Annotated in this window: 17 protein-coding genes; all 17 read right to left on the bottom strand. The window is 54.9% G+C overall.

Annotated features, from left to right (window positions below):
• Window positions 1-46 precede the first annotated feature (46 nt).
• Window positions 47-553: a secA translation cis-regulator SecM gene (gene secM / locus C3432_RS18310; RefSeq protein WP_103777990.1), complete on the bottom strand. Its 507-nt coding sequence runs from the start codon at window positions 551-553 to the stop codon at window positions 47-49.
• Between the two features lie 333 nt (window positions 554-886).
• Window positions 887-1,804, bottom strand: a complete 918-nt coding sequence (gene lpxC, locus C3432_RS18315; RefSeq protein WP_103777991.1) for a UDP-3-O-acyl-N-acetylglucosamine deacetylase — start codon at window positions 1,802-1,804, stop codon at window positions 887-889.
• A gap of 99 nt (window positions 1,805-1,903) precedes the next feature.
• Window positions 1,904-3,055: a cell division protein FtsZ gene (gene ftsZ / locus C3432_RS18320; protein ID WP_004857884.1), complete on the bottom strand. Its 1,152-nt coding sequence runs from the start codon at window positions 3,053-3,055 to the stop codon at window positions 1,904-1,906.
• Window positions 3,056-3,240: 185 nt separating this feature from the next.
• Complete coding sequence (gene ftsA, locus C3432_RS18330; RefSeq protein ID WP_003018755.1) at window positions 3,241-4,503, bottom strand: cell division protein FtsA; 1,263 nt, start codon at window positions 4,501-4,503, stop codon at window positions 3,241-3,243.
• Window positions 4,500-5,330 (bottom strand): cell division protein FtsQ, encoded by an 831-nt coding sequence (ftsQ, locus tag C3432_RS18335; protein WP_103777993.1) that lies wholly within the window; start codon window positions 5,328-5,330, stop codon window positions 4,500-4,502. The genes ftsA and ftsQ overlap by 4 nt, the downstream gene beginning before the upstream one ends.
• Window position 5,331: 1 nt before the next feature.
• Window positions 5,332-6,252 (bottom strand): D-alanine--D-alanine ligase, encoded by a 921-nt coding sequence (locus tag C3432_RS18340; RefSeq protein ID WP_103777994.1) that lies wholly within the window; start codon window positions 6,250-6,252, stop codon window positions 5,332-5,334.
• The gene (murC, locus tag C3432_RS18345; RefSeq protein WP_103777995.1) at window positions 6,245-7,720 is read right to left on the bottom strand and encodes a UDP-N-acetylmuramate--L-alanine ligase; all 1,476 of its coding nucleotides are present in this window, start codon (window positions 7,718-7,720) and stop codon (window positions 6,245-6,247) included. The genes C3432_RS18340 and murC overlap by 8 nt, the downstream gene beginning before the upstream one ends.
• A 54-nt stretch (window positions 7,721-7,774) precedes the next feature.
• Window positions 7,775-8,842 (bottom strand): undecaprenyldiphospho-muramoylpentapeptide beta-N-acetylglucosaminyltransferase, encoded by a 1,068-nt coding sequence (gene murG, locus C3432_RS18350; RefSeq protein ID WP_103777996.1) that lies wholly within the window; start codon window positions 8,840-8,842, stop codon window positions 7,775-7,777.
• A complete protein-coding gene (ftsW, locus tag C3432_RS18355) occupies window positions 8,839-10,083 on the bottom strand; it encodes a cell division protein FtsW (protein ID WP_103777997.1) in 1,245 nt (414 codons plus the stop codon). Before ftsW ends, murG begins: the two co-directional genes overlap by 4 nt.
• Window positions 10,083-11,399, bottom strand: a complete 1,317-nt coding sequence (gene murD / locus C3432_RS18360; RefSeq protein WP_103777998.1) for a UDP-N-acetylmuramoyl-L-alanine--D-glutamate ligase — start codon at window positions 11,397-11,399, stop codon at window positions 10,083-10,085. Before murD ends, ftsW begins: the two co-directional genes overlap by 1 nt.
• Window positions 11,400-11,401: 2 nt before the next feature.
• Window positions 11,402-12,484 (bottom strand): phospho-N-acetylmuramoyl-pentapeptide-transferase, encoded by a 1,083-nt coding sequence (gene mraY / locus C3432_RS18365; RefSeq protein WP_103777999.1) that lies wholly within the window; start codon window positions 12,482-12,484, stop codon window positions 11,402-11,404.
• Window positions 12,478-13,836, bottom strand: coding sequence for a UDP-N-acetylmuramoyl-tripeptide--D-alanyl-D-alanine ligase (gene murF / locus C3432_RS18370; protein ID WP_103778000.1), 1,359 nt, complete (start codon window positions 13,834-13,836; stop codon window positions 12,478-12,480). The genes mraY and murF overlap by 7 nt, the downstream gene beginning before the upstream one ends.
• Complete coding sequence (gene murE / locus C3432_RS18375) at window positions 13,833-15,320, bottom strand: UDP-N-acetylmuramoyl-L-alanyl-D-glutamate--2,6-diaminopimelate ligase (protein ID WP_103778001.1); 1,488 nt, start codon at window positions 15,318-15,320, stop codon at window positions 13,833-13,835. The genes murF and murE overlap by 4 nt, the downstream gene beginning before the upstream one ends.
• Entirely contained in the window at window positions 15,307-17,061 is a 1,755-nt protein-coding gene (gene ftsI, locus C3432_RS18380; protein WP_103778002.1) for a peptidoglycan glycosyltransferase FtsI, read from the bottom strand. The genes murE and ftsI overlap by 14 nt, the downstream gene beginning before the upstream one ends.
• A 152-nt stretch (window positions 17,062-17,213) precedes the next feature.
• Window positions 17,214-17,579 (bottom strand): cell division protein FtsL, encoded by a 366-nt coding sequence (ftsL, locus tag C3432_RS18390; RefSeq protein WP_103778004.1) that lies wholly within the window; start codon window positions 17,577-17,579, stop codon window positions 17,214-17,216.
• Window positions 17,576-18,517, bottom strand: a complete 942-nt coding sequence (rsmH, locus tag C3432_RS18395) for a 16S rRNA (cytosine(1402)-N(4))-methyltransferase RsmH (RefSeq protein WP_103778005.1) — start codon at window positions 18,515-18,517, stop codon at window positions 17,576-17,578. The genes ftsL and rsmH overlap by 4 nt, the downstream gene beginning before the upstream one ends.
• Window position 18,518: 1 nt before the next feature.
• Window positions 18,519-18,977: a division/cell wall cluster transcriptional repressor MraZ gene (mraZ, locus tag C3432_RS18400; RefSeq protein ID WP_103778006.1), complete on the bottom strand. Its 459-nt coding sequence runs from the start codon at window positions 18,975-18,977 to the stop codon at window positions 18,519-18,521.
• Window positions 18,978-19,476 lie beyond the last annotated feature (499 nt).

Here is a 19,476-nt window from a genome sequence, read left to right on the forward strand (position 1 = left end):
CCCCGCTGTGCGGAGTCACAATAATTAATTGAAGGTTCTTTATTTTTTAGCTGAGACGTTGAGGACCCGCGCGAATTCCCTGAGCCTGGCTTATCCAGACAGGAGCGCTAAAGGAAGCCTGAGATGTGAAATGCGCATACGCCACAAGATCAACCACCGCAGGTGGTCGTCCTTCCTGCGTCAACATCGCGCTGAGCGTGTTCAGCAAGGCCAGATGATGCGCCTGAAGCGGTAAAGGTTCTTCAGCTACGGGCAGCGCCTGAGGCGCCATTGCAAAGGAAAGGTGGCGGATAACCGTGCGAATGGCGTGCTGATGCCAGTAATCAACGGTAAAATTGGGTCGACGATTGGACGCTTCGAGTAACGCAAGCTGACTAAAGTTAACTTTAGCGCTTTGATCGTGGTTGCTGGCGGTAGCCTTCGCTGGCGTATTGGGTTCGGCAGCACTGCTGAGTGCGGGCAGGCCAAAGCCAGCCGCGACCATCCCTAATAAGAGATGCGGCCAGAAGTACCGTCTGCCTAACTGTCGCCAGCGCGTCAGTATCCCACTCACGTTAATGCCACCCTTTAGTATTCAATGTTTTTGCGTCTATACCCTGAATAATTCGAGTTACAGGACAAAATGTCTGAGTCATTTTGTCCTGTAACTTAAAGTATGACGGGTACAAATCTTATCATTAATGCGTACGCTCTACAGCAGTATTGATAAGAAGTTGCCGGTAAAATGCTTAAGAAAGCAGCGTTCGCACTGCGTTTCACTCTTTGTAACAGTAAAATCGTCCGGGAAAAATTCAGCGGAATATGAGCAAAAAAAAAACGACTGGCTTACCTGGCCGGAGAGGGTGCCAGATTAACCAGTCGAATTTATACGACAGTTGATATGTCGTTATGCCAGTACTGTCGAAGGCGCTTTGAAAGCCAGCGGCAGTTCTGCGTCGTCCTGGAAGGTCACATATTCCCAGCTTTCCTGTTTTGCCAGGACCGCCTGCAATAATTTGTTATTCAATGCGTGACCGGATTTATACGCGGTAAACGCACCAATAATATTGTGACCACACATGAACAAATCACCAATCGCGTCGAGCATTTTGTGACGAACAAATTCATCTTCAAAACGCAGGCCGTCTTCGTTCAGTACGCGATAATCGTCAACAACGATGGCACAATCGAAGCTGCCGCCCAGGCACAAACCACGGGACTGCAGATATTCAATATCACGCATGAAGCCGAACGTACGCGCACGGCTAATCTGGCGCATGAACGCATCCGCAGAGAAGTTCATCGCATAGCGCTGGCTGCTGGAGTCAATCGCCGGATGGTTAAAGTCGATAGTGAAATCCAACGTAAAACCATTGTACGGCTTAAATTCAGCCCACTTATCGCCATCTTCGACACGAACCGTCTCTTTGATGCGCAGGAATTTTTTGGCGCAGTTCAGTTCATCAATACCCGCATCAAGCAGCAGGTAGACAAACGGAGCAGCACTGCCATCCATGATCGGGATTTCCGGTGCATCGACTTCAATAACGATGTTATCGATACCCAACCCCGCCAGAGCAGCATTAAGGTGCTCCACGGTTGAAATCCGTACATCATGCTCATTGACCAGACACGTACAGAGCATGGTATCACGCACAGATTTGGCATCGGCCGGGAAATCTACCGGTGGATTCAAGTCGGTGCGACGATAGATGACCCCGGTGTTGGCCGGCGCAGGGCGTAATGTCAGGGTGACTTTTTTGCCGGTATGCAAACCGACGCCAGTCGCCTGAACGATACGTTTAAGTGTCCTTTGTTTGATCATCGTATAATCTCGCCAAATTACCTATCCAACCGAAGTGTACTATACATTCGGTGGGCCAGTTTAGCACAAAGAGCCTCGAATCCCAAATTCAGCCTTGTCTTAATCGGCTTGCTTACGCAGGAATGCGGGGATATCCAGATAATCCGGCTCTTTCGCGGTCTGCGGCGTATTGTCGTTAACCACTTTTGCTACCGGTTTCTGCTCTTGCGTCAACGGTGCCATACCGTGCTGCTGGTAACGATCCATCACCGGCTGCTGTACCTGCTTGTTGGTAACCAGAGTGATTTCAGGACGTTTGTCCATACCAATTCCAGTGGCAACTACGGTAACGCGCAGCTCGTCGTTCATATCCGGGTCCAGCGAGGTACCGATAACCACGGTCGCGTTATCCGATGCAAAGGCACGGATAGTGTTACCGACGGTTTCAAACTCATCCAGACGCAGGTCGAAGCCCGCAGTGATGTTGACCAGTACGCCGCGCGCGCCGGACAGATCGATATCTTCGAGCAGCGGAGAAGAGATAGCCATTTCAGCCGCTTCTTCCGCACGGTCTTCACCGCTTGCCACACCGGACCCCATCATTGCATAGCCCATTTCGGACATCACGGTGCGCACATCAGCAAAGTCGACGTTCATCAGACCCGGACGGGTAATCAGTTCCGCGATCCCCTGGACAGCGCCTTTCAGCACATCATTCGCCGCGCCGAAGGCGTCGAGCAGAGAGATACCGCGACCCAGCACTTTCAGCAGTTTGTCGTTCGGGATAGTGATCAGCGAATCCACATGCTTGGACAGCTCTGTAATACCCTGCTCCGCAAATGCCATGCGCTTCTTGCCTTCAAAGTTGAAAGGCTTCGTCACGACCGCTACGGTCAGGATACCTAAATCTTTTGCCACTTCAGCAACCACTGGCGCGGCACCCGTACCGGTACCGCCGCCCATGCCTGCGGCGATGAACACCATGTCTGCGCCGTCAAGCGCCGCACGCAGTGCTTCACGATCTTCGTCCGCCGCGTTGCGACCGACTTCCGGGTTTGCACCCGCGCCCAGACCTTTGGTAATGCCGCTACCAATCTGAATGGTCTGCCCAACCGCCGTTTTACGCAACGCCTGCGCGTCGGTATTCACCGCGAAGAATTCAACACCTTCAATGCGCTCGCGCACCATGTGTTCAACGGCATTACCGCCGCCGCCGCCGACGCCGATGACTTTAATCACCGCGTCATTGGTTAGTTCCATAGGTTCAAACATAGTTTCTCTCTCCGTTTTACACTTATCCCTTCAAACCGCCTCTTTGTTAGCGCCTTCGTTCACCCCGACCACTTACTTATGTAAGCACCTGGGGATTCACGCCGTCGCCGCCTCGATACAACCTGAAGAGCTTTGTGTATTGTGCCTGTCGCCTGAGGCCGTAATTTTCGTCAGCCTCATAAAAATTAAAACTCTTTTCGCAACCAGCTATTAAGTCGCTTGATCCACGAGCCAACTGATGCCGTAACACGTTTTTCAACTTCTGCTTCACCACTCAAATGGGACTCTTTCCCATAGTGAAGCAACCCCACGGCCGTAGAGTAGTACGGCTCCTGGGCATAATCCGTCAGACCAGTAATATTCAACGGCGCACCAATACGCACCTGCGTATGGAATACACGCTGGGCACAGGCTGCAAGGCCTTCAATTTGCGCCGCGCCACCGGTTAGCACAATCCCCGCCGCCAGATGATGTTTTACCCCCTGCTGGCGAAGCTGTTCTTGTAATTGCAATATCTCTTCGTTGACCAGGTTGAGCAGCTCGGTATAACGCGGCTCAATCACCTCTGCCAGTGTCTGACGTTGCAGACTGCGCGGCGGGCGCCCACCTACGCTCGGCACTTCAACACTCTCGTCTTTACCCACGATAGAACCTAATGCGCAACCGTGACGAACCTTAATGGCCTCCGCATCGCTCGGCGGCGTACCGAAGGCATAAGCGATATCGCTGGTCACCACATTCCCGGCGTAGGGGATCACTTTGGTGTGGCGCAACGCCCCGCCAGTATAAACGGCGATATCCATTGTACCACCACCAATATCCACGACGCAGACGCCCAGTTCACGCTCATCTTCCGTTAATACGGAATAACTGGCCGCCAGACCGGCAAATATCAGTTGGTCAACTTTCAGGCCACAACGTTCAACGGCTTTAACAATGTTTTTCGCCATATCGTTGTGGCATGTGATCAAGTGCACTTTTGCCTGCATCCGCACGCCAGAAAGACCGACCGGATTTTTAATGCCTTCCTGATAGTCAATCGCATATTCCTGCGGAATAACGTGCAGAACGCGGTGCTCGTCGCGCACACGCACTGACTTCGCGGTATGTACAACGTTCTCAACGTCTTCCTGCGTGACTTCTTCTTCAGAAATCGGCACCATGCCAATCTCATTCTGGCAGCTAATATGCTTACCCGAAAGCGCCAGATACACCGAGGAGATCTGGCAATCCGCCATCAATTCTGCCTGGTCAATGGCGCGCTGTACGCATTTTACCACTGACTCGAGGTCATTAACCCCGCCTTTATCCATACCACGTGACGGGCAACTGCCTACGCCAATGATATTGACCATACCGTCGGGCAGAACTTCCCCTACTAAAGCGGCAACCTTCGCGGTGCCTATCTCCAGTCCAACTACCAGTTTTCTGTCCGTCGCCTTGATCATTGTTGTTCTGCCTGTGCCTGATTCTGTTGCTGATTAGATTCCTCAGGAGGTAAGGGAACCCACCCTACTGCCGCCCCTGAGTCATAACGCAAATCAACGTAGCCAATCCGTTTGCCATCGGTTTGCGCCTGCTGCTGTAGAACCGGGTAAAGTTCTACAAAGCGAGCCAAACGTTTCATCGTATCGCCCCTGCCGAGGTTGAGCTTAATATCGTTATTGAGCGTCAACTGCCAGGAACGACGTGCGGTCATTGCCGCTTCCTTCAGGGTAAACCTGTCCTTCGCCAGCACGGAGCCCATCTCGCGGTACCCCTGCAGCACTTCACTTGCGCTACCTTCCGGGCCGTACAGCATGGGCAATACCTGCTTGCTGGTTCTGTCAGGAGGAACGCTGAAGGCATTCCCTTCGGCATCCACCATATGCTGATCATTCCAACGCGCAATTGGCACATATTCAACCAGATGAATCTTCAATTCATCAGGCCACTGCTTTCTTACGCTCGCCTGCTTAATCCACGGCAAGCGCTCAATCTGGCTCTGGATGATATTCACATCCTGGGTCATAAACGTCCCCGGCTCGCCCAGCGCCAGAATCGACTGGCGGATATCATCATTGCGCGTGTAGTGCCGCTCGCCGGTTAACACCAGTTTTGATAACGGCAAACGCTGCGCATCTTCCATCCACCCCAGGACTACCCAGCCGCTCACAAACACGGTGCACAGTACCGCCAGCAGGAAAATGATCCCTGCAAGGCGCGTTCCATTATTGCGACGTGAGGAAGAGGTTTCTTCCTCACTGTTTCGCGTGTTCAGCGCAGCCTGCGACATATCAGTCCGCCAACTCCAGAATTCGTACCACCAACTGCGAGAAGCTCATCCCCGCCTGGCGCGCCGCCATCGGCACCAGGCTGTGGCTGGTCATGCCCGGAGAGGTATTCGCTTCCAGCAGATAAAACTGCCCATCGCTGTCCAGCATGACGTCAATTCGCCCCCAGCCTTTGCAGCCTAACGTCGTCCATGCTTTCAGGACTAACGCCTGTAAAGCTGTCTCTTGTTCCGCTTCCAGACCTGCCGGGCAGAAATATTGTGTCTCATCAGACAGATACTTCGCCTCATAATCATAGAAGGTTCCGGCGGGTTGGATACGAATTGACGGTAAAATTTCTTCACCCACTATCGCAACCGTAAATTCCGGCCCACTGAGCCATTTCTCAATCAGAACTTCTTCATCATGCTGAAATGCCAATGCTAATGCATTTTGCAAAGCATGTTGTTCTACAACTTTTGACATTCCGACGCTGGAGCCTTCACGGCTCGGCTTAACAATCAGTGGCAAACCTAAAGCAGAAATCTGCGCAACCACTTCATCATTAAGACCTTTTTCAAATTCAGTACGCGTAAGCGCCACCCATGGCGCAACGGGTAAACCCGCCCCCTGCCACAGCAATTTGCTGCGCAGTTTGTCCATTGAGATCGCGGAAGCCATCACGCCGCTGCCGGTATACGGCAGCCCCATCAGCTCCAGCACCCCTTGCAACGTACCATCCTCGCCGCCACGGCCGTGCAGTGCAATAAACACCTTCTGAAACCCCATTGATTTCAGTAAGGTCACATCAACCGCTTTCGGATCGACCGGATGTGCATCCACGCCTCCTTCGCGTAACCCCGCCAGTACGGCGGCGCCGGAGTTCAGCGAGACTTCACGCTCCGCGGAGGTTCCCCCCAACAGGACTGCGATTTTATCAGCCATGCTGCTCGTCCTCCTGAGTTTGCGGCCTGAGTTTGATTTCAGCTAAGGAACGTGCGATTTTGCCGATATTTCCCGCACCCTGCACCAGAATCAAATCATTGCCGGTTAAAACCGGGGCCAGCATTTCCGCGACCTGAACCGGGTCAGATACCAGAATCGGGTCAATCTTGCCACGCCCACGAATGGTGCGACACAGTGAACGGCTATCCGCCCCCGGAATCGGCGCTTCGCCAGCGGCATACACGTCCAGCATCAGCAGCGCATCAACCTGAGTCAGCACGTTGGCGAAGTCATCGTACAGATCGCGTGTCCGCGTGAAACGGTGCGGCTGGAACAACATCACCAGATTTTTATCCGGCCAGCCCGCACGTGCAGCTTTGATTGTCGCGTCCACTTCCGTTGGATGGTGACCGTAATCGTCGACAAGCATTGCCGTTCCGGTTTTACCATTCACCGGCTCAAGCGGAAATTCGCCCAGGAAATCAAAACGACGCCCGGTACCCTGAAAACTTTCCAGCGCACGCAGAATAGCCTCGTCCTCGATTCCTTCTTCCGTGGCAACCGCCACCGCCGCCGCCGCATTCAGCGCATTATGGCGACCAGGCGCATTCAGCGTCACCTGCAGCGCAGGCTTGTCCTGGCGCAACAGGGTGAAGTGTCCCTGCGGACCAACCTGCCGGTAATCTTCCACACGCACATCAGCGTCATCGCTAAAGCCGTAGGTCGTTGTCTGACGGCCCACACGCGGCAGCAGCTCGCGGATTACCGGGTCATCGACACACATGACTGCCCGACCATAAAACGGCAAATTATGCAGAAAATTAATAAACGTCTGCTTTAAATTTTCGAAATCGCCATGGTAGGTATCCATATGGTCGGCTTCGATATTGGTGACAATCGCCACCATCGGTTGCAGATGCAGGAACGACGCATCGCTCTCATCCGCCTCAGCAATCAGATAACGGCTGTGTCCCAGGCGCGCATGCACGCCCGCCGCTTTCACCAGCCCACCGTTAACGAAGGTCGGATCCAGACCTGCTTCCGCATAGATGCTGGAGACCATGGCGGTCGTCGTCGTTTTACCGTGCGTCCCGGCAATGGCGATACCGTGACGAAAACGCATCAACTCAGCCAGCATCTCCGCACGGCGGATCACCGGGATACGCGCTTCATGCGCCGCCACGATCTCCGGGTTATCCGCAGAGATCGCGCTGGAAACCACCACCACACTCGCATCGCGCACGTTTTCCGGGCGATGGTTGAAGAAAATCGCCGCACCCAGACGGGCCAGCTGCTGCGTGACCGGATTCGGCGCTAAATCGGAACCACTGATCTGATAACCTTCGTTGGCCAGAACTTCGGCAATACCGCCCATACCGGCACCACCGATGCCGACAAAGTGAATGTGCCGAACGCGACGCATTTCGGGCACGATGGAACGCAGTTTTGCCAATTGTTGTGTATTCATTCTTTACGCCATTAACTTCAAAATATCCTGCGGTGCAGTAAGGCACCGCCACAATTACGCCCGGGCAGCCCGGCTCACTTCATTTGCAACGCGCTCGGTGGCATCCGGAATGGATGCAGCGCGGGCCCGTTCTGCCATGGTTAATAAGGTTTCTCGCGACCACCCCGAAAGGGTGTCAGCGACAGCATCCACGGTAAACTGCGGCTGCTCTAAAATTTTGGCTGCGCCCGCTTTCTCCAGCGGTAGCGCATTCCAGTACTGCTGCCTGTCTTTATGCTGGAACGGCACAAACAGCGCAGGTAACCCCGCTGCGGCGATTTCACTCACCGTAAGTGCACCGGAACGGCAGACGACCACATCCGCCCACGCATAGGCCGCTGCCATATCGTCAATAAACTCAGTGACCTTATGCTGCGGTTGCCCTGCGTCGGCATAAGCTTGCTCGACCATCTGCTGCGCGCCTTTGCCGCTCTGATGCCAGATGGTCACCGCATCCCCCAGCTTTTCCGCAACCTGCGGTAGCGTCTGATTCAGGACGCGAGCCCCCTGCGAACCACCAACAACCAGCACACGGACCGGACCTTCGCGCCCGGCCAGACGCGCCTGGGGCAGCGGCAGCGCCAGTACGTCAGTACGCACCGGATTTCCCACAACTTCTGCGTTCGGGAATGCGCCGGGAAAGGCCTGCATCACCTTCGTGGCGATCTTTGCCAGCCATTTATTTGTTAACCCTGCAATGCCGTTCTGCTCGTGCAGAACAACCGGGATCCCCAAAGACCAGGCAGCAAGCCCACCTGGGCCAGAGACATAGCCGCCCATACCGAGCACCACGTCAGGCTTGAAGGCTTTCATAATCGCGCGAGCCTGACGCCAGGCGTTAAAAATGCGCAGCGGCGCGGCCAGCAGTGCTTTGACACCTTTCCCGCGCAGACCAGAGATACGAATAAAGTCAATCTCAATGCCATGCTTTGGCACTAAGTCCGCTTCCATACGATCGGCGGTACCCAACCAGCGAACTTCCCAGCCCTGGGCCATTAAATGGTGCGCAACCGCCAGTCCCGGGAACACATGCCCGCCGGTCCCGCCTGCCATCACCATTAACCGCTTCCCTTGACCACTCATCGTGAACCCCGTGTAAACGCCTGCGCTTTTTCCAGACGCGTTTCATAATCAATACGTAACAAAAACATGATGGCTGTCGACATGATCAACAAACTGGAACCACCATAACTGATCAGCGGCAGCGTCAGGCCTTTCGTTGGCAGCATACCTGCTGCCGCACCGACGTTTACCAGCGCCTGAAAGCTAAACCAGATCCCGATAGAACAGGCTAAAAAACCGGAAAAACGGTGATCGATCAGCAACGCCTTACGACCAATCGACATCGCACGAAAAGCGACGAAGAATACCATTAAAAGTGCCAGTACCACACCGATATAACCCAGCTCTTCCCCAATAATGGCGAAGATAAAGTCAGTGTGCGCTTCCGGCAGATACTCCAGTTTTTGCACCGAGTTGCCTAAGCCTTGCCCCCATAGTTCTCCGCGACCAAAAGCCATCAGCGATTGCGTTAACTGGTAGCCGCTGCCGAACGGATCCTCCCACGGGTTCCAGAAAGAGGTCACACGACGAATACGATACGGTTCTGCAAGGATCAGCAGCACCACCGCAGAAATCCCCATACCGATAATGGCAATGAACTGCCACAGTTTCGCTCCGGCGAGAAACAGCATCGCCAGCGTGGTCACAAACAGCACAACCACCGTACCGAGGTCAGGCTGCGCCAGCAGCAGGATAGCCAGCACCAGGATCACACCCATCGGTTTTAAGAAGCCGCGCAGGTTGTTACGCACCTCATCCACCTTCCGCACCAGATAGTTGGCGAGGTAGCAGAACAGCGACAGCTTGGTAAATTCCGCAGGCTGAATACGCAGCGGCCCCAGCGCAATCCAGCGCGATGCCCCGTTAACTGCGCTACCAACCACCAGTACAATCAGCAGCATAATGATCGAGGAGATCAACATCGTGGTGCTGTACTTCTGCCAGAACTCCATCGGTAAACGCAGCGTGATCATCGCCAGACAAAACGCCAGGAAAATATAGAGCGCATCACGCTTGGCAAACAGAAACGGATCGCCCGCCAGACGCTGCCCGACCGGCATTGATGCCGACGTCACCATGACAAAACCGATCGCCGCAAGGCCGAAAGTCAGCCACAGCAGTGTGCGATCGTACATGATCAGGCTGTCGGTATCTTTTTCCCGCGAGGCCATCACCCAGCCTTTTAGCGCCGCAAAGATCCATCCCAGGATGCCAAATCCTGGCAGGCGCGGCATTCTCAGGCGAGGGAGAGATAAACGCATCAACCCAACTCCTTCGCCAGTCGGGTAAAGACATCACCCCGTTGCTCAAAATTCTTAAACTGATCGAGGCTGGCACAGGCCGGAGACAGCAGCACCATATCGCCTGGCTTAACGTGCGGCGCGAGCAGACGCATCGCCTCTTCCATCGTCTCAGTTTGTTGCGCGATATCCGGACGCAGCGCCGCCAGCTGCGCGCCATCACGTCCAAAGCAGTACAAGCGCACGCGATCGCCGGTCAGATAGCGGGTCAGTGAGGAAAAATCCGCAGACTTGCCGTCGCCGCCCAAAAGCAGATGCAGCGTGCCATCAACGTGCAGACCGTTCAGCGCGGCTTCGGTGCTGCCGACGTTGGTTGCTTTCGAATCGTTAATCCAGCGCACGCCGTTATGATCCAGCGCCAGCTGGAAGCGGTGCGCCAGACCGGTAAAGGTGGTCAACGCTTTCAGGCTGGTGGCTCGCGGTAACCCAACGGCATCAGCCAGCGCCAGGGCCGCTAACGCATTGGTGTAGTTATGCTGCCCGGAGAGTTTCATCTCTTTCACGTTCAGCACTTTCTCACCCTTCACCCGCAGCCAGGTTTCGCCCTGCTGGCGATTGAGATGATAGTCACCCATATTGACGCCAAAGCTGACGCAACGCTCATCGGCGCCGCGCACTGGCATGGTTAACGCATCATCCGCATTGACCACGCACACCTTCGCATTCTCGTAGACCCGCAGCTTCGCCGCGCGATACTGCTGCAGACCAAACGGATATCGGTCCATATGATCTTCAGTGACGTTGAGAATCGTTGCCGCAGCCGCCTGCAGGCTGGAGGTGGTCTCCAGCTGAAAGCTGGACAATTCAAGCACATATAGCTCACGCTCGGCGTCCAGCAGCATCAGGGCCGGCAGACCAATATTGCCGCCAACGCCGACGTTTACGCCTGCCGCTTTCGCCATCTCGCCGACCAGGGTAGTCACGGTGCTTTTACCGTTAGATCCGGTGATCGCCACAACTGGTGCCTGCGCTTCACGGCAAAATAGCTCTATGTCGCCAACAATCTCGATCCCCGCGTCAGCGGCTGCGCTTAACGCAGGATGCGCCAGGGCAATCCCTGGACTGGCAACGATCAGATCAGCCGCCAGCAGCCAGTCATCATTCAGGCTCCCAGCGTGACGCTCAACGGCTTCCGGTAATTTATCCAGCCCCGGCGGCGTCGCACGGGTATCCATCACACGAGGGGTAACGCCGCGAGCCAGGAAAAAGTCCACGCAAGAAAGCCCGGTTAAACCCAGACCAATAATGACGATGTTTTTACCCTGGTAATCAGCCATGATTAACGTACCTTCAGCGTTGCCAGGCCAATCAGCACCAGCATCAGCGAAATAATCCAGAAGCGCACGATGACGCGCGGTTCCGGCCAGCCTTTCAGTTCATAGTGGTGGTGAATCGGCGCCATGCGGAAGATACGCTGTCCGCGCAGTTTGAAGGAGCCTACCTGCAGAATCACCGACAGGGTTTCCACCACAAATACGCCGCCCATGATCACCAGCAGGAACTCCTGACGCAGCAGTACGGCAATGACGCCCAGCGCGCCGCCCAGCGCCAGAGAACCGACATCGCCCATAAAGACCTGTGCCGGATAGGTGTTAAACCACAGGAAGCCTAAACCCGCGCCAACAATCGCCGTACAGACGATCACCAGTTCACCCGCATGACGTAAATACGGAATGTGCAGGTAGTTCGCAAAATTCATGTTACCGGTTGCCCACGCCACCAGCGCAAAACCTGCGGCAACAAATACGGTTGGCATAATCGCCAGTCCGTCCAGACCATCGGTCAGGTTGACCGCATTGCCGGTGCCGACAATAACGAAATAAGCCAGTAAAACGTAGAACAGCCCCAGCTGCGGCATCACGTCTTTAAAGAACGGCACCACCAGCTCGGTCGCTGGCGTATCTTTACCCGCCAGATACAGCGCGAACGCCACCCCCAGCGCAATCACCGACATCCAGAAATATTTCCAGCGGGCAATAAGGCCCCGGGTGTCTTTACGCACAACTTTGCGATAGTCATCAACAAAGCCGATGATGCCGTAGCCTACCAGCACCACCAGCACGCACCAGACGTAGGGATTCGATGGATAGGCCCACAGCAGAACGGAGATAACAATCGCCGTGAGAATCATAATGCCGCCCATCGTCGGCGTACCGCGTTTACTGAAGTGTGATTCCGGGCCGTCGTTACGCACGACCTGACCAAATGACAATTTTTGCAGACGGGCGATCATGCGCGGGCCCATCCATAAAGAGATGAACAGCGCGGTCAGCAGGCTGACGATGGCGCGAAACGTCAGATAGGAAAAGACGTTAAAGCCGGAATAATATTTGACCAAATGTTCGGCCAGCCAAACTAACATGTTCCATTCTCCTGTAATGCGCGTACTACCTCTTCCATGGCGGCACTACGTGAACCCTTCACTAAAATGGTAATCATCTGCTGCTCTACGATCAGCGCCTTAAGACGTGCGATCAGCGCGAATTTATCCGCAAAATGCTCGCCCACGCCGCTGGCATCGCTGATAGCCTGGCTCAGTTTCCCTGTACTCAGCACGCTGTCGATACCCGCCGCTTTCGCAGCAATGCCCACCTGAACGTGGCAGGCGTCACTTTCCGCCCCCAGTTCCGCCATATCGCCGACAACCAGCACCCGGTAACCCGGCAGCTCAGAGAGCACCTGTACTGCGGCGGTCATCGAACCGACATTGGCGTTATAGGAGTCATCCAGCAGCAGCTGGTTTTCACCTAACTGAATCGGGAAAAGACGCCCCGGTACCGCTTTTAAGTTCGCCAGACCGGTTTTGATCGCTTCAAGGGGGGCCCCTACCGCCATCGACAGCGCAGCTGCCGCCAGCGCGTTTGCGATATTATGACGCCCCGGCAACGGCAGCAGCACATCAATGCTGCCCGTTGGGGTTTGCAGCGAAAACTCAGTACCATGCGATGTCACGTGGATGCTGGTCGCCGTGAAATCGCTGTTGGCGGCATTCGGCGAGAAGCGCCAGACTTTGCGATCGCCAATGATGCTCTGCCAGTTCAGCCAGTCATTATTATCAGCGTTCATGATGGCGATACCGTTCACCGGAAGACCGGTAAAGATTTCACCTTTCGCTTTCGCCACGCCAGCCAGCGATCCGAACCCTTCCAGATGGGCAGCGGCCAGGTTATTGACCAGTGCCGCTTCAGGACGCGTCAGGCTGACTGTCCAGGCAATTTCGCCCTGGTGATTGGCGCCTAATTCAATGACGGCATAGTCATAATCGTGGGTTAAACGCAGCAGCGTCATTGGCACGCCGATGTCGTTATTCAGGTTGCCAGCGGTATATAAGGTGTTGCCGCACTGGCTCAGAATCGCCGCCGTCATCTCTTTGACGGATGTTTTACCGGAAGAACCGGTTAACGCTACAACGCGCGCCGGAACCTGAGCGCGAACCCACGCCGCCAGTTCGCCAAACGCGAGGCGTGTATCTTTCACAATCAGTTGCGGCAGATCGATATCCAGCGGACGACTGACCAACAGCGCACCTGCTCCCCCCTCTTTTGCCTTATCAGCAAAATCGTGGGCGTCGAAGCGCTCACCTTTCAGCGCCACAAACAGGCAGCCCGGCGTTAGTTTACGCGTATCGGTCGTCACGGCGTCCAGAGTCAGATCGCCGCCTTTCAGCTCGCCATTCAGGATCCCGGCAAGTTGGCTGAGAGTTACGCTAATCATGCGATAACCCCCAGCAGACGCGCAGCCGTGACCCGATCGGAATAGTCGAGACGCTGAGTGCCGACAATCTGATAATCTTCATGACCTTTCCCGGCAACCAGCACGACATCGTTTTCTTTGGCCTGCATAATGGCGCAGGTTACCGCTTCGGCGCGCCCTTCCATCACTTTTGCCCTGCCGGCATCCAGCATTCCTGCCAGGATATCGTCGATGATGGCGCGGGGTTCTTCGGTGCGCGGATTATCATCAGTGACCACCGCAACATCGGCAAATTGCTCGGCAATCGCCCCCATCAGCGGACGTTTGCCTTTGTCACGATCGCCGCCGCAGCCAAAGACACACCACAGTTGACCGGAACAGTGCAGCCGCGCAGCCTGCAACGCTTTTTCCAGCGCATCCGGCGTGTGAGCATAATCCACCACCACAGTCGGTTTACCCGGCGCGCTAAAGACTTCCATACGACCACAAACCGGTTGCAGACGCGCCGCGGTTTTCAGCAGATCCGCCAACGGATAGCCCAGCGCCAGCAGCGTCGCCAGAGCCAGGAGTAGATTGCTGACGTTAAATGCGCCCATAAGACGACTTTCAATTTCACCTTCGCCCCAGCCTGAAGAGAAGCGAATAGTCGCGCCGCTGTCGTGATAGTTCACCTCAACCGCCTTCAGCCAGCGGCCGTGGCAGCCAGGGTTAATATTGCCTTCCATCGATACCGCAACCGCATCCGGCAGCTTAGCGAGCCAGCGACGACCGACTTCATCATCCGCATTGACGATGGCCTGGCCGCAGTGGTGCGTGGAGTACAACAGCCATTTTGCCGCTTCGTACTGCGCCATATCACCGTGGTAATCGAGATGGTCACGGCTTAAATTGGTAAACACGGAGGCTGCAAACTTCAGGGCCGCCACACGATGCTGTACCAGACCGTGGGAAGAGACTTCCATCGCGCCAAAGGTAGCGCCTTGCGCTGCCAGTCCCGCCAGCACATGCTGAACGTCAACGGCCGAGCCAGTCGTGTTTTCCGTCGGGATCGCTTTGCCCAGCAGACCGTTGCCTACCGTACCCATCACCGCGCTGGTTTCGCCGAGCAGTTGGCTCCATTGGGCCAGCAGCTGCGAGGTGGTGGTCTTACCGTTGGTACCGGTCACCGCCACCAGACGCATTTTTTCAGATGGCTCGTGGTAAAAGCGGCCCGCCAGTGCAGATAAACGCTCGTTGAGCTGGCTCAGGTAGATGACCGGTACGCCGTGCATTTCACGGACTTCACCGTCGGTCGCCTCATCTTTAGCCTCTGCAATAATGGCAGCCACACCTTGCGCTATCGCCTGCGGGATATATCGACGCCCGTCCGCCTGATGACCAACCACTGCGACAAAAAGATCGCCCGACGCAGCCACACGGCTGTCGAGTGTCATCTCTCGCAGTTCTCTCGCAGGTAGTCCCGCTACCCACGGAGCAAGAAGGTCGCGCAAATTACGATCTGCCACCTGTTCCCTCGCCTCGATTAATTACGAATTCACTTTTTTCGCCCGTTGCCAGCGCGTCCGGCTCGATGTTCATGGTGCGCAGCACGCCCCCCATGATGGCACCAAAGACCGGCGCTGAAACGGCGCCGCCGTAGTATTTACCCGCCTGCGGATCGTTGATAACAACAACCAGCGCGAAGCGCGGCTGACTCGCAGGTGCAACGCCTGCGGTATAAGCAATGTATTTGTTGATGTAGCGGCCATCTGGCCCCACTTTCTTCGCCGTACCGGTTTTAATCGCGATGCGATAGCCTTTGATAGCCGCTTTCACGCCGCCCCCGCCGGGCAGCGCCACGCTTTCCATCATGTGGACAACGGTACGAACGGTCGCTTCCGGGAAGATACGTTCGCCAGGGACCGGTGGATCAACTTTAGTAATCGACAGCGGACGATATACGCCATAGCTGCCAATCGTTGCGTAGACTCGCGCTAACTGTAACGGGGTTACCATTAGCCCGTAGCCGAAAGAGAAGGTGGCCCTCTCTATGTCAGACCACCGTTGTTTTTGAGGATATAAGCCACTGCGTTCTCCGACCAACCCCAAATTGGTCGCCTTTCCCAGCCCAAAACGAGAGTAAGTATCTACTAACGCTGAGGACGGCATCGCTAACGCCAGCTTAGAAACACCGACGTTACTCGACTTCTGTAAAACCCCGGTCAGGGTTAATTCGCTGTAGCGCGCCACATCTTTGATTTCATGGCCGTTAATTCGATAAGGAATGGTGTTGAGTACGGTATTTTCGCGCACCACGCCACGCTGTAGCGCGGTCATGACCACCATCGGTTTGACGGTAGAGCCCGGCTCGAAAACGTCGGTAATGGTACGGTTACGCATTGCATCTTTCGGCGTGCCGCTGAGGTTGTTCGGGTTGTAGGATGGGCTGTTCGCCATCGCCAGCACTTCACCAGTGCTCACGTCCACCAGCACCGCGCTGCCCGACTCCGCTTTGTTGAACGCCACGGCGTTATTCAGTTCACGGTAGACCAGCGCTTGCAAGCGCTCGTCAATACTCAAAGTCAGGTTATGCGCCGCCTGGCTGTCAGTGGACGAGATATCCTCAATCACGCGGCCATAGCGGTCTTTACGCACAATACGCTCACCCGGTTGCCCGGTGAGCCATTTATCAAAGCTCTTCTCAACGCCTTCAATGCCCTGACTGTCGACGTTAGTAAATCCGATGAGGTGAGCGGTCACTTCCCCGGAAGGATAGTAACGACGCGATTCTTCGCGCAGATGAATCCCCGGCAGCTTCAGTTTTTTAATGTAATCAGCCATGTCAGGGTTAAGCTGACGCGCCAGATAGATAAAACGCCCTTTCGGGTTGGAATTGATTCTTGCTGAAAGCTGATCCAGCGGGATATTCAGCGCCGTGGACAGAGCCTTCCAGCGATCGTCCACGCTGATACCGCCTGCATCATGCACCTCTTTCGGGTCAGCCCAAATCGCTTTTACCGGCACGCTCACCGCCAGCGGACGCCCGGAACGATCGGTGATCATCCCGCGAGAGGTCGCCACTTCCTGTACGCGTAAAGAGCGCATATCGCCCTGACGTACCAGCATATCCGGCGCGATGATTTGCAGCCAGGCCACACGCCCAAGCAGGAACCCCATCGCCAGTAAAATACAGCCGCACAGCAACGCAAAACGCCAACTGATAAAGTTGGTCTGTTCTTCCTGGCGTTTTGGTTTTACAGGCTTCATCCTTCAAGTTGCCTCTGCGGTGACTGCACGCAACTACCCCAGCCACTTACCTGAGTAAGCTCCTGAGGATTCACGTGCCTGCCGCCTTGATGCACCTTGAATGATTCTGCATATAGCGTTTTTGCCGCTGCTTTCATGCGTCGCGTTTATCCTTATTTTTGCACTACGATATTTTCTTGTGAGGGATCAACATGCTGCATTTGCAGCTTATCCGTTGCGATCCGTTCCACCCGGCTATGATCGCCAAGCGCATTCTCCTCAAGGATCAGATTGCGCCACTCAATGTCCAGCGCGTCACGTTCCAGAACCAGCTGTTCACGCTGTGCGGTCAACAGGCGTGTATGGTGCGCAGTGGTCACCACGGTTATCGCCGTCAAAATGATGCAAATGAACAGACAGAGTGGCAGCTTCCCAAACCGCAAAAGATCGTCACCGATCACGCCAGGCAAGGCATGGCGCTCGTTGCTTCCTATCGATCCTTTAACTTTGCTTAGGGCTTCTGTCACTCTGCTGATCATGCGTTCGTCCTCTCTGCAATACGCAGAACTGAACTACGGGCACGAGGATTCTCAGCGATCTCTTCTTCACCCGGCATTAACTTGCCTAGTGCTCGTAACTCACGGCCGCCCAGTTTTTTGAGCTGCTCTTCGGTCATCGGTAATCCCGCCGGAACCTGCGGACCGCGGCTCTGTTCACGCATAAAACGCTTCACAATGCGGTCTTCCAGCGAGTGGAAACTGATAATCGAAAGCCGCCCCCCCGGGGCCAGCACGCTGAGCGAGCTTTTTAGCGCCTGCTCTATCTCCTCCAGTTCACTGTTCACCCAAATGCGCACCGCCTGGAAGGTACGGGTCGCGGGATGTTTGAATTTGTCTTTTATCGGTGTGGCTGTCACTACCACGTCCGCCAGCTCTTTAGTGCGAGTCATCGGCTGTTCGCGATTGCGTTCAACAATGGCGCGAGCAATACGTTTGGCAAAACGCTCTTCGCCAAAGGTCTTCAGCACCCACGCAATATCAGCTTCTTCCGCTGTTTGCAGCCACTCGGCCGCTGACTGACCGCGCGTTGGATCCATGCGCATGTCCAGTGGACCGTCACGCATAAAGGAAAAACCGCGCCCGGCGTCATCAAGCTGCGGGGAAGAGACGCCAAGATCGAGAAGAATCCCGTCGATCTTCCCGGTAAGTTCGCGCTCGCTTACATATTCAGCCAGCGCGGAAAAGGGTCCATGAATGATGGAGAAGCGAGGGTCATTAATGGACTGCGCAACGGCAATCGCCTGCGGATCGCGATCGATCGCCAGCAGACGTCCCTCTTCGCCGAGCTGCGAGAGGATCAGACGTGAGTGACCACCGCGACCAAAGGTCCCATCAATGTAGATGCCGTCAGGGCGAATGTTCAGACCGTTTACGGCCTCGTCCAGCAGCACCGTGGTGTGTTTATAATTTTCCATCATCTTATAGAGACAAGTCCTGCAGGCGTTCCGACAGAGTTTCGGTAACGGACTGCTCAGCGTCGATATCTTCCCTGACCTGTTGATACCAGGTCGTTTCGTCCCACAGCTCAAACTTATTGAACTGCCCAACCAGCATCACTTCTTTTGTCAGACCAGCATGCTGCCGCAGAACCGGCGCGACCAGCAATCGACCGGCGCTGTCCATCTGACATTCGCTGGCATGCCCCAACAGCAAGCGCTGCACGCGGCGCTCCAACGGGTTCATGCTCGACAGACGCGATAATTTTTGCTCGATAATTTCCCATTCAGGCAGGGGGTAAAGCAGCAGGCACGGGTGATGAATGTCAATGGTACATACCATTTGACCGGCAGCGTTCTCGATCAGTTGATCCCGATATCGGGTTGGCACCGCCAGGCGCCCTTTACTGTCGAGATTGACTAACGTTGCTCCCCGGAACATGCCAGCCTCACCCCTTATCACCACTTTGCCCCACAAATTCCCACTTAAAGGAGTTTACGGAGCGGAGGAAAAGCTTGTCAAGCAAGTCAGGATGCTTACCGGAGCAAAAAACCCAATGTTTACGGCTAATATCAGCGTTGATTAAATTCCGTCCAACGAACGAAGCAAATTAACGTCATGAATATTTGTAAGAAAAAAATCCCAAAACTCATCACCGTTTTAAAACGACTCAATATCATCTGCGGAAAATATAAAGTGTCAGTTTGCGACGCGAGCGGCATTTTAGGACAATATGCTTCGGGATAACAGTCCCCTGTTAGCCCCTCTCTGCGCCCCGCGCCAACAAGCCAGACGCAATCCAGGAACTGCAAAGCCAAAAGTGTTTGTTAATTCGACAATTCACCGCCAGGCATGTAACAAAATAATACAAAACAAAGCGAATATGGCTTTTCAATAACCAGAAGGCGGAGATACCTGGTTTAAAATCAGCATATTTGAA

The sequence above is a fragment of the Citrobacter amalonaticus genome, assembly GCF_002918555.1.
GTDB classification, from domain to species: Bacteria; Pseudomonadota; Gammaproteobacteria; order Enterobacterales; family Enterobacteriaceae; genus Citrobacter_C; species Citrobacter_C amalonaticus_A.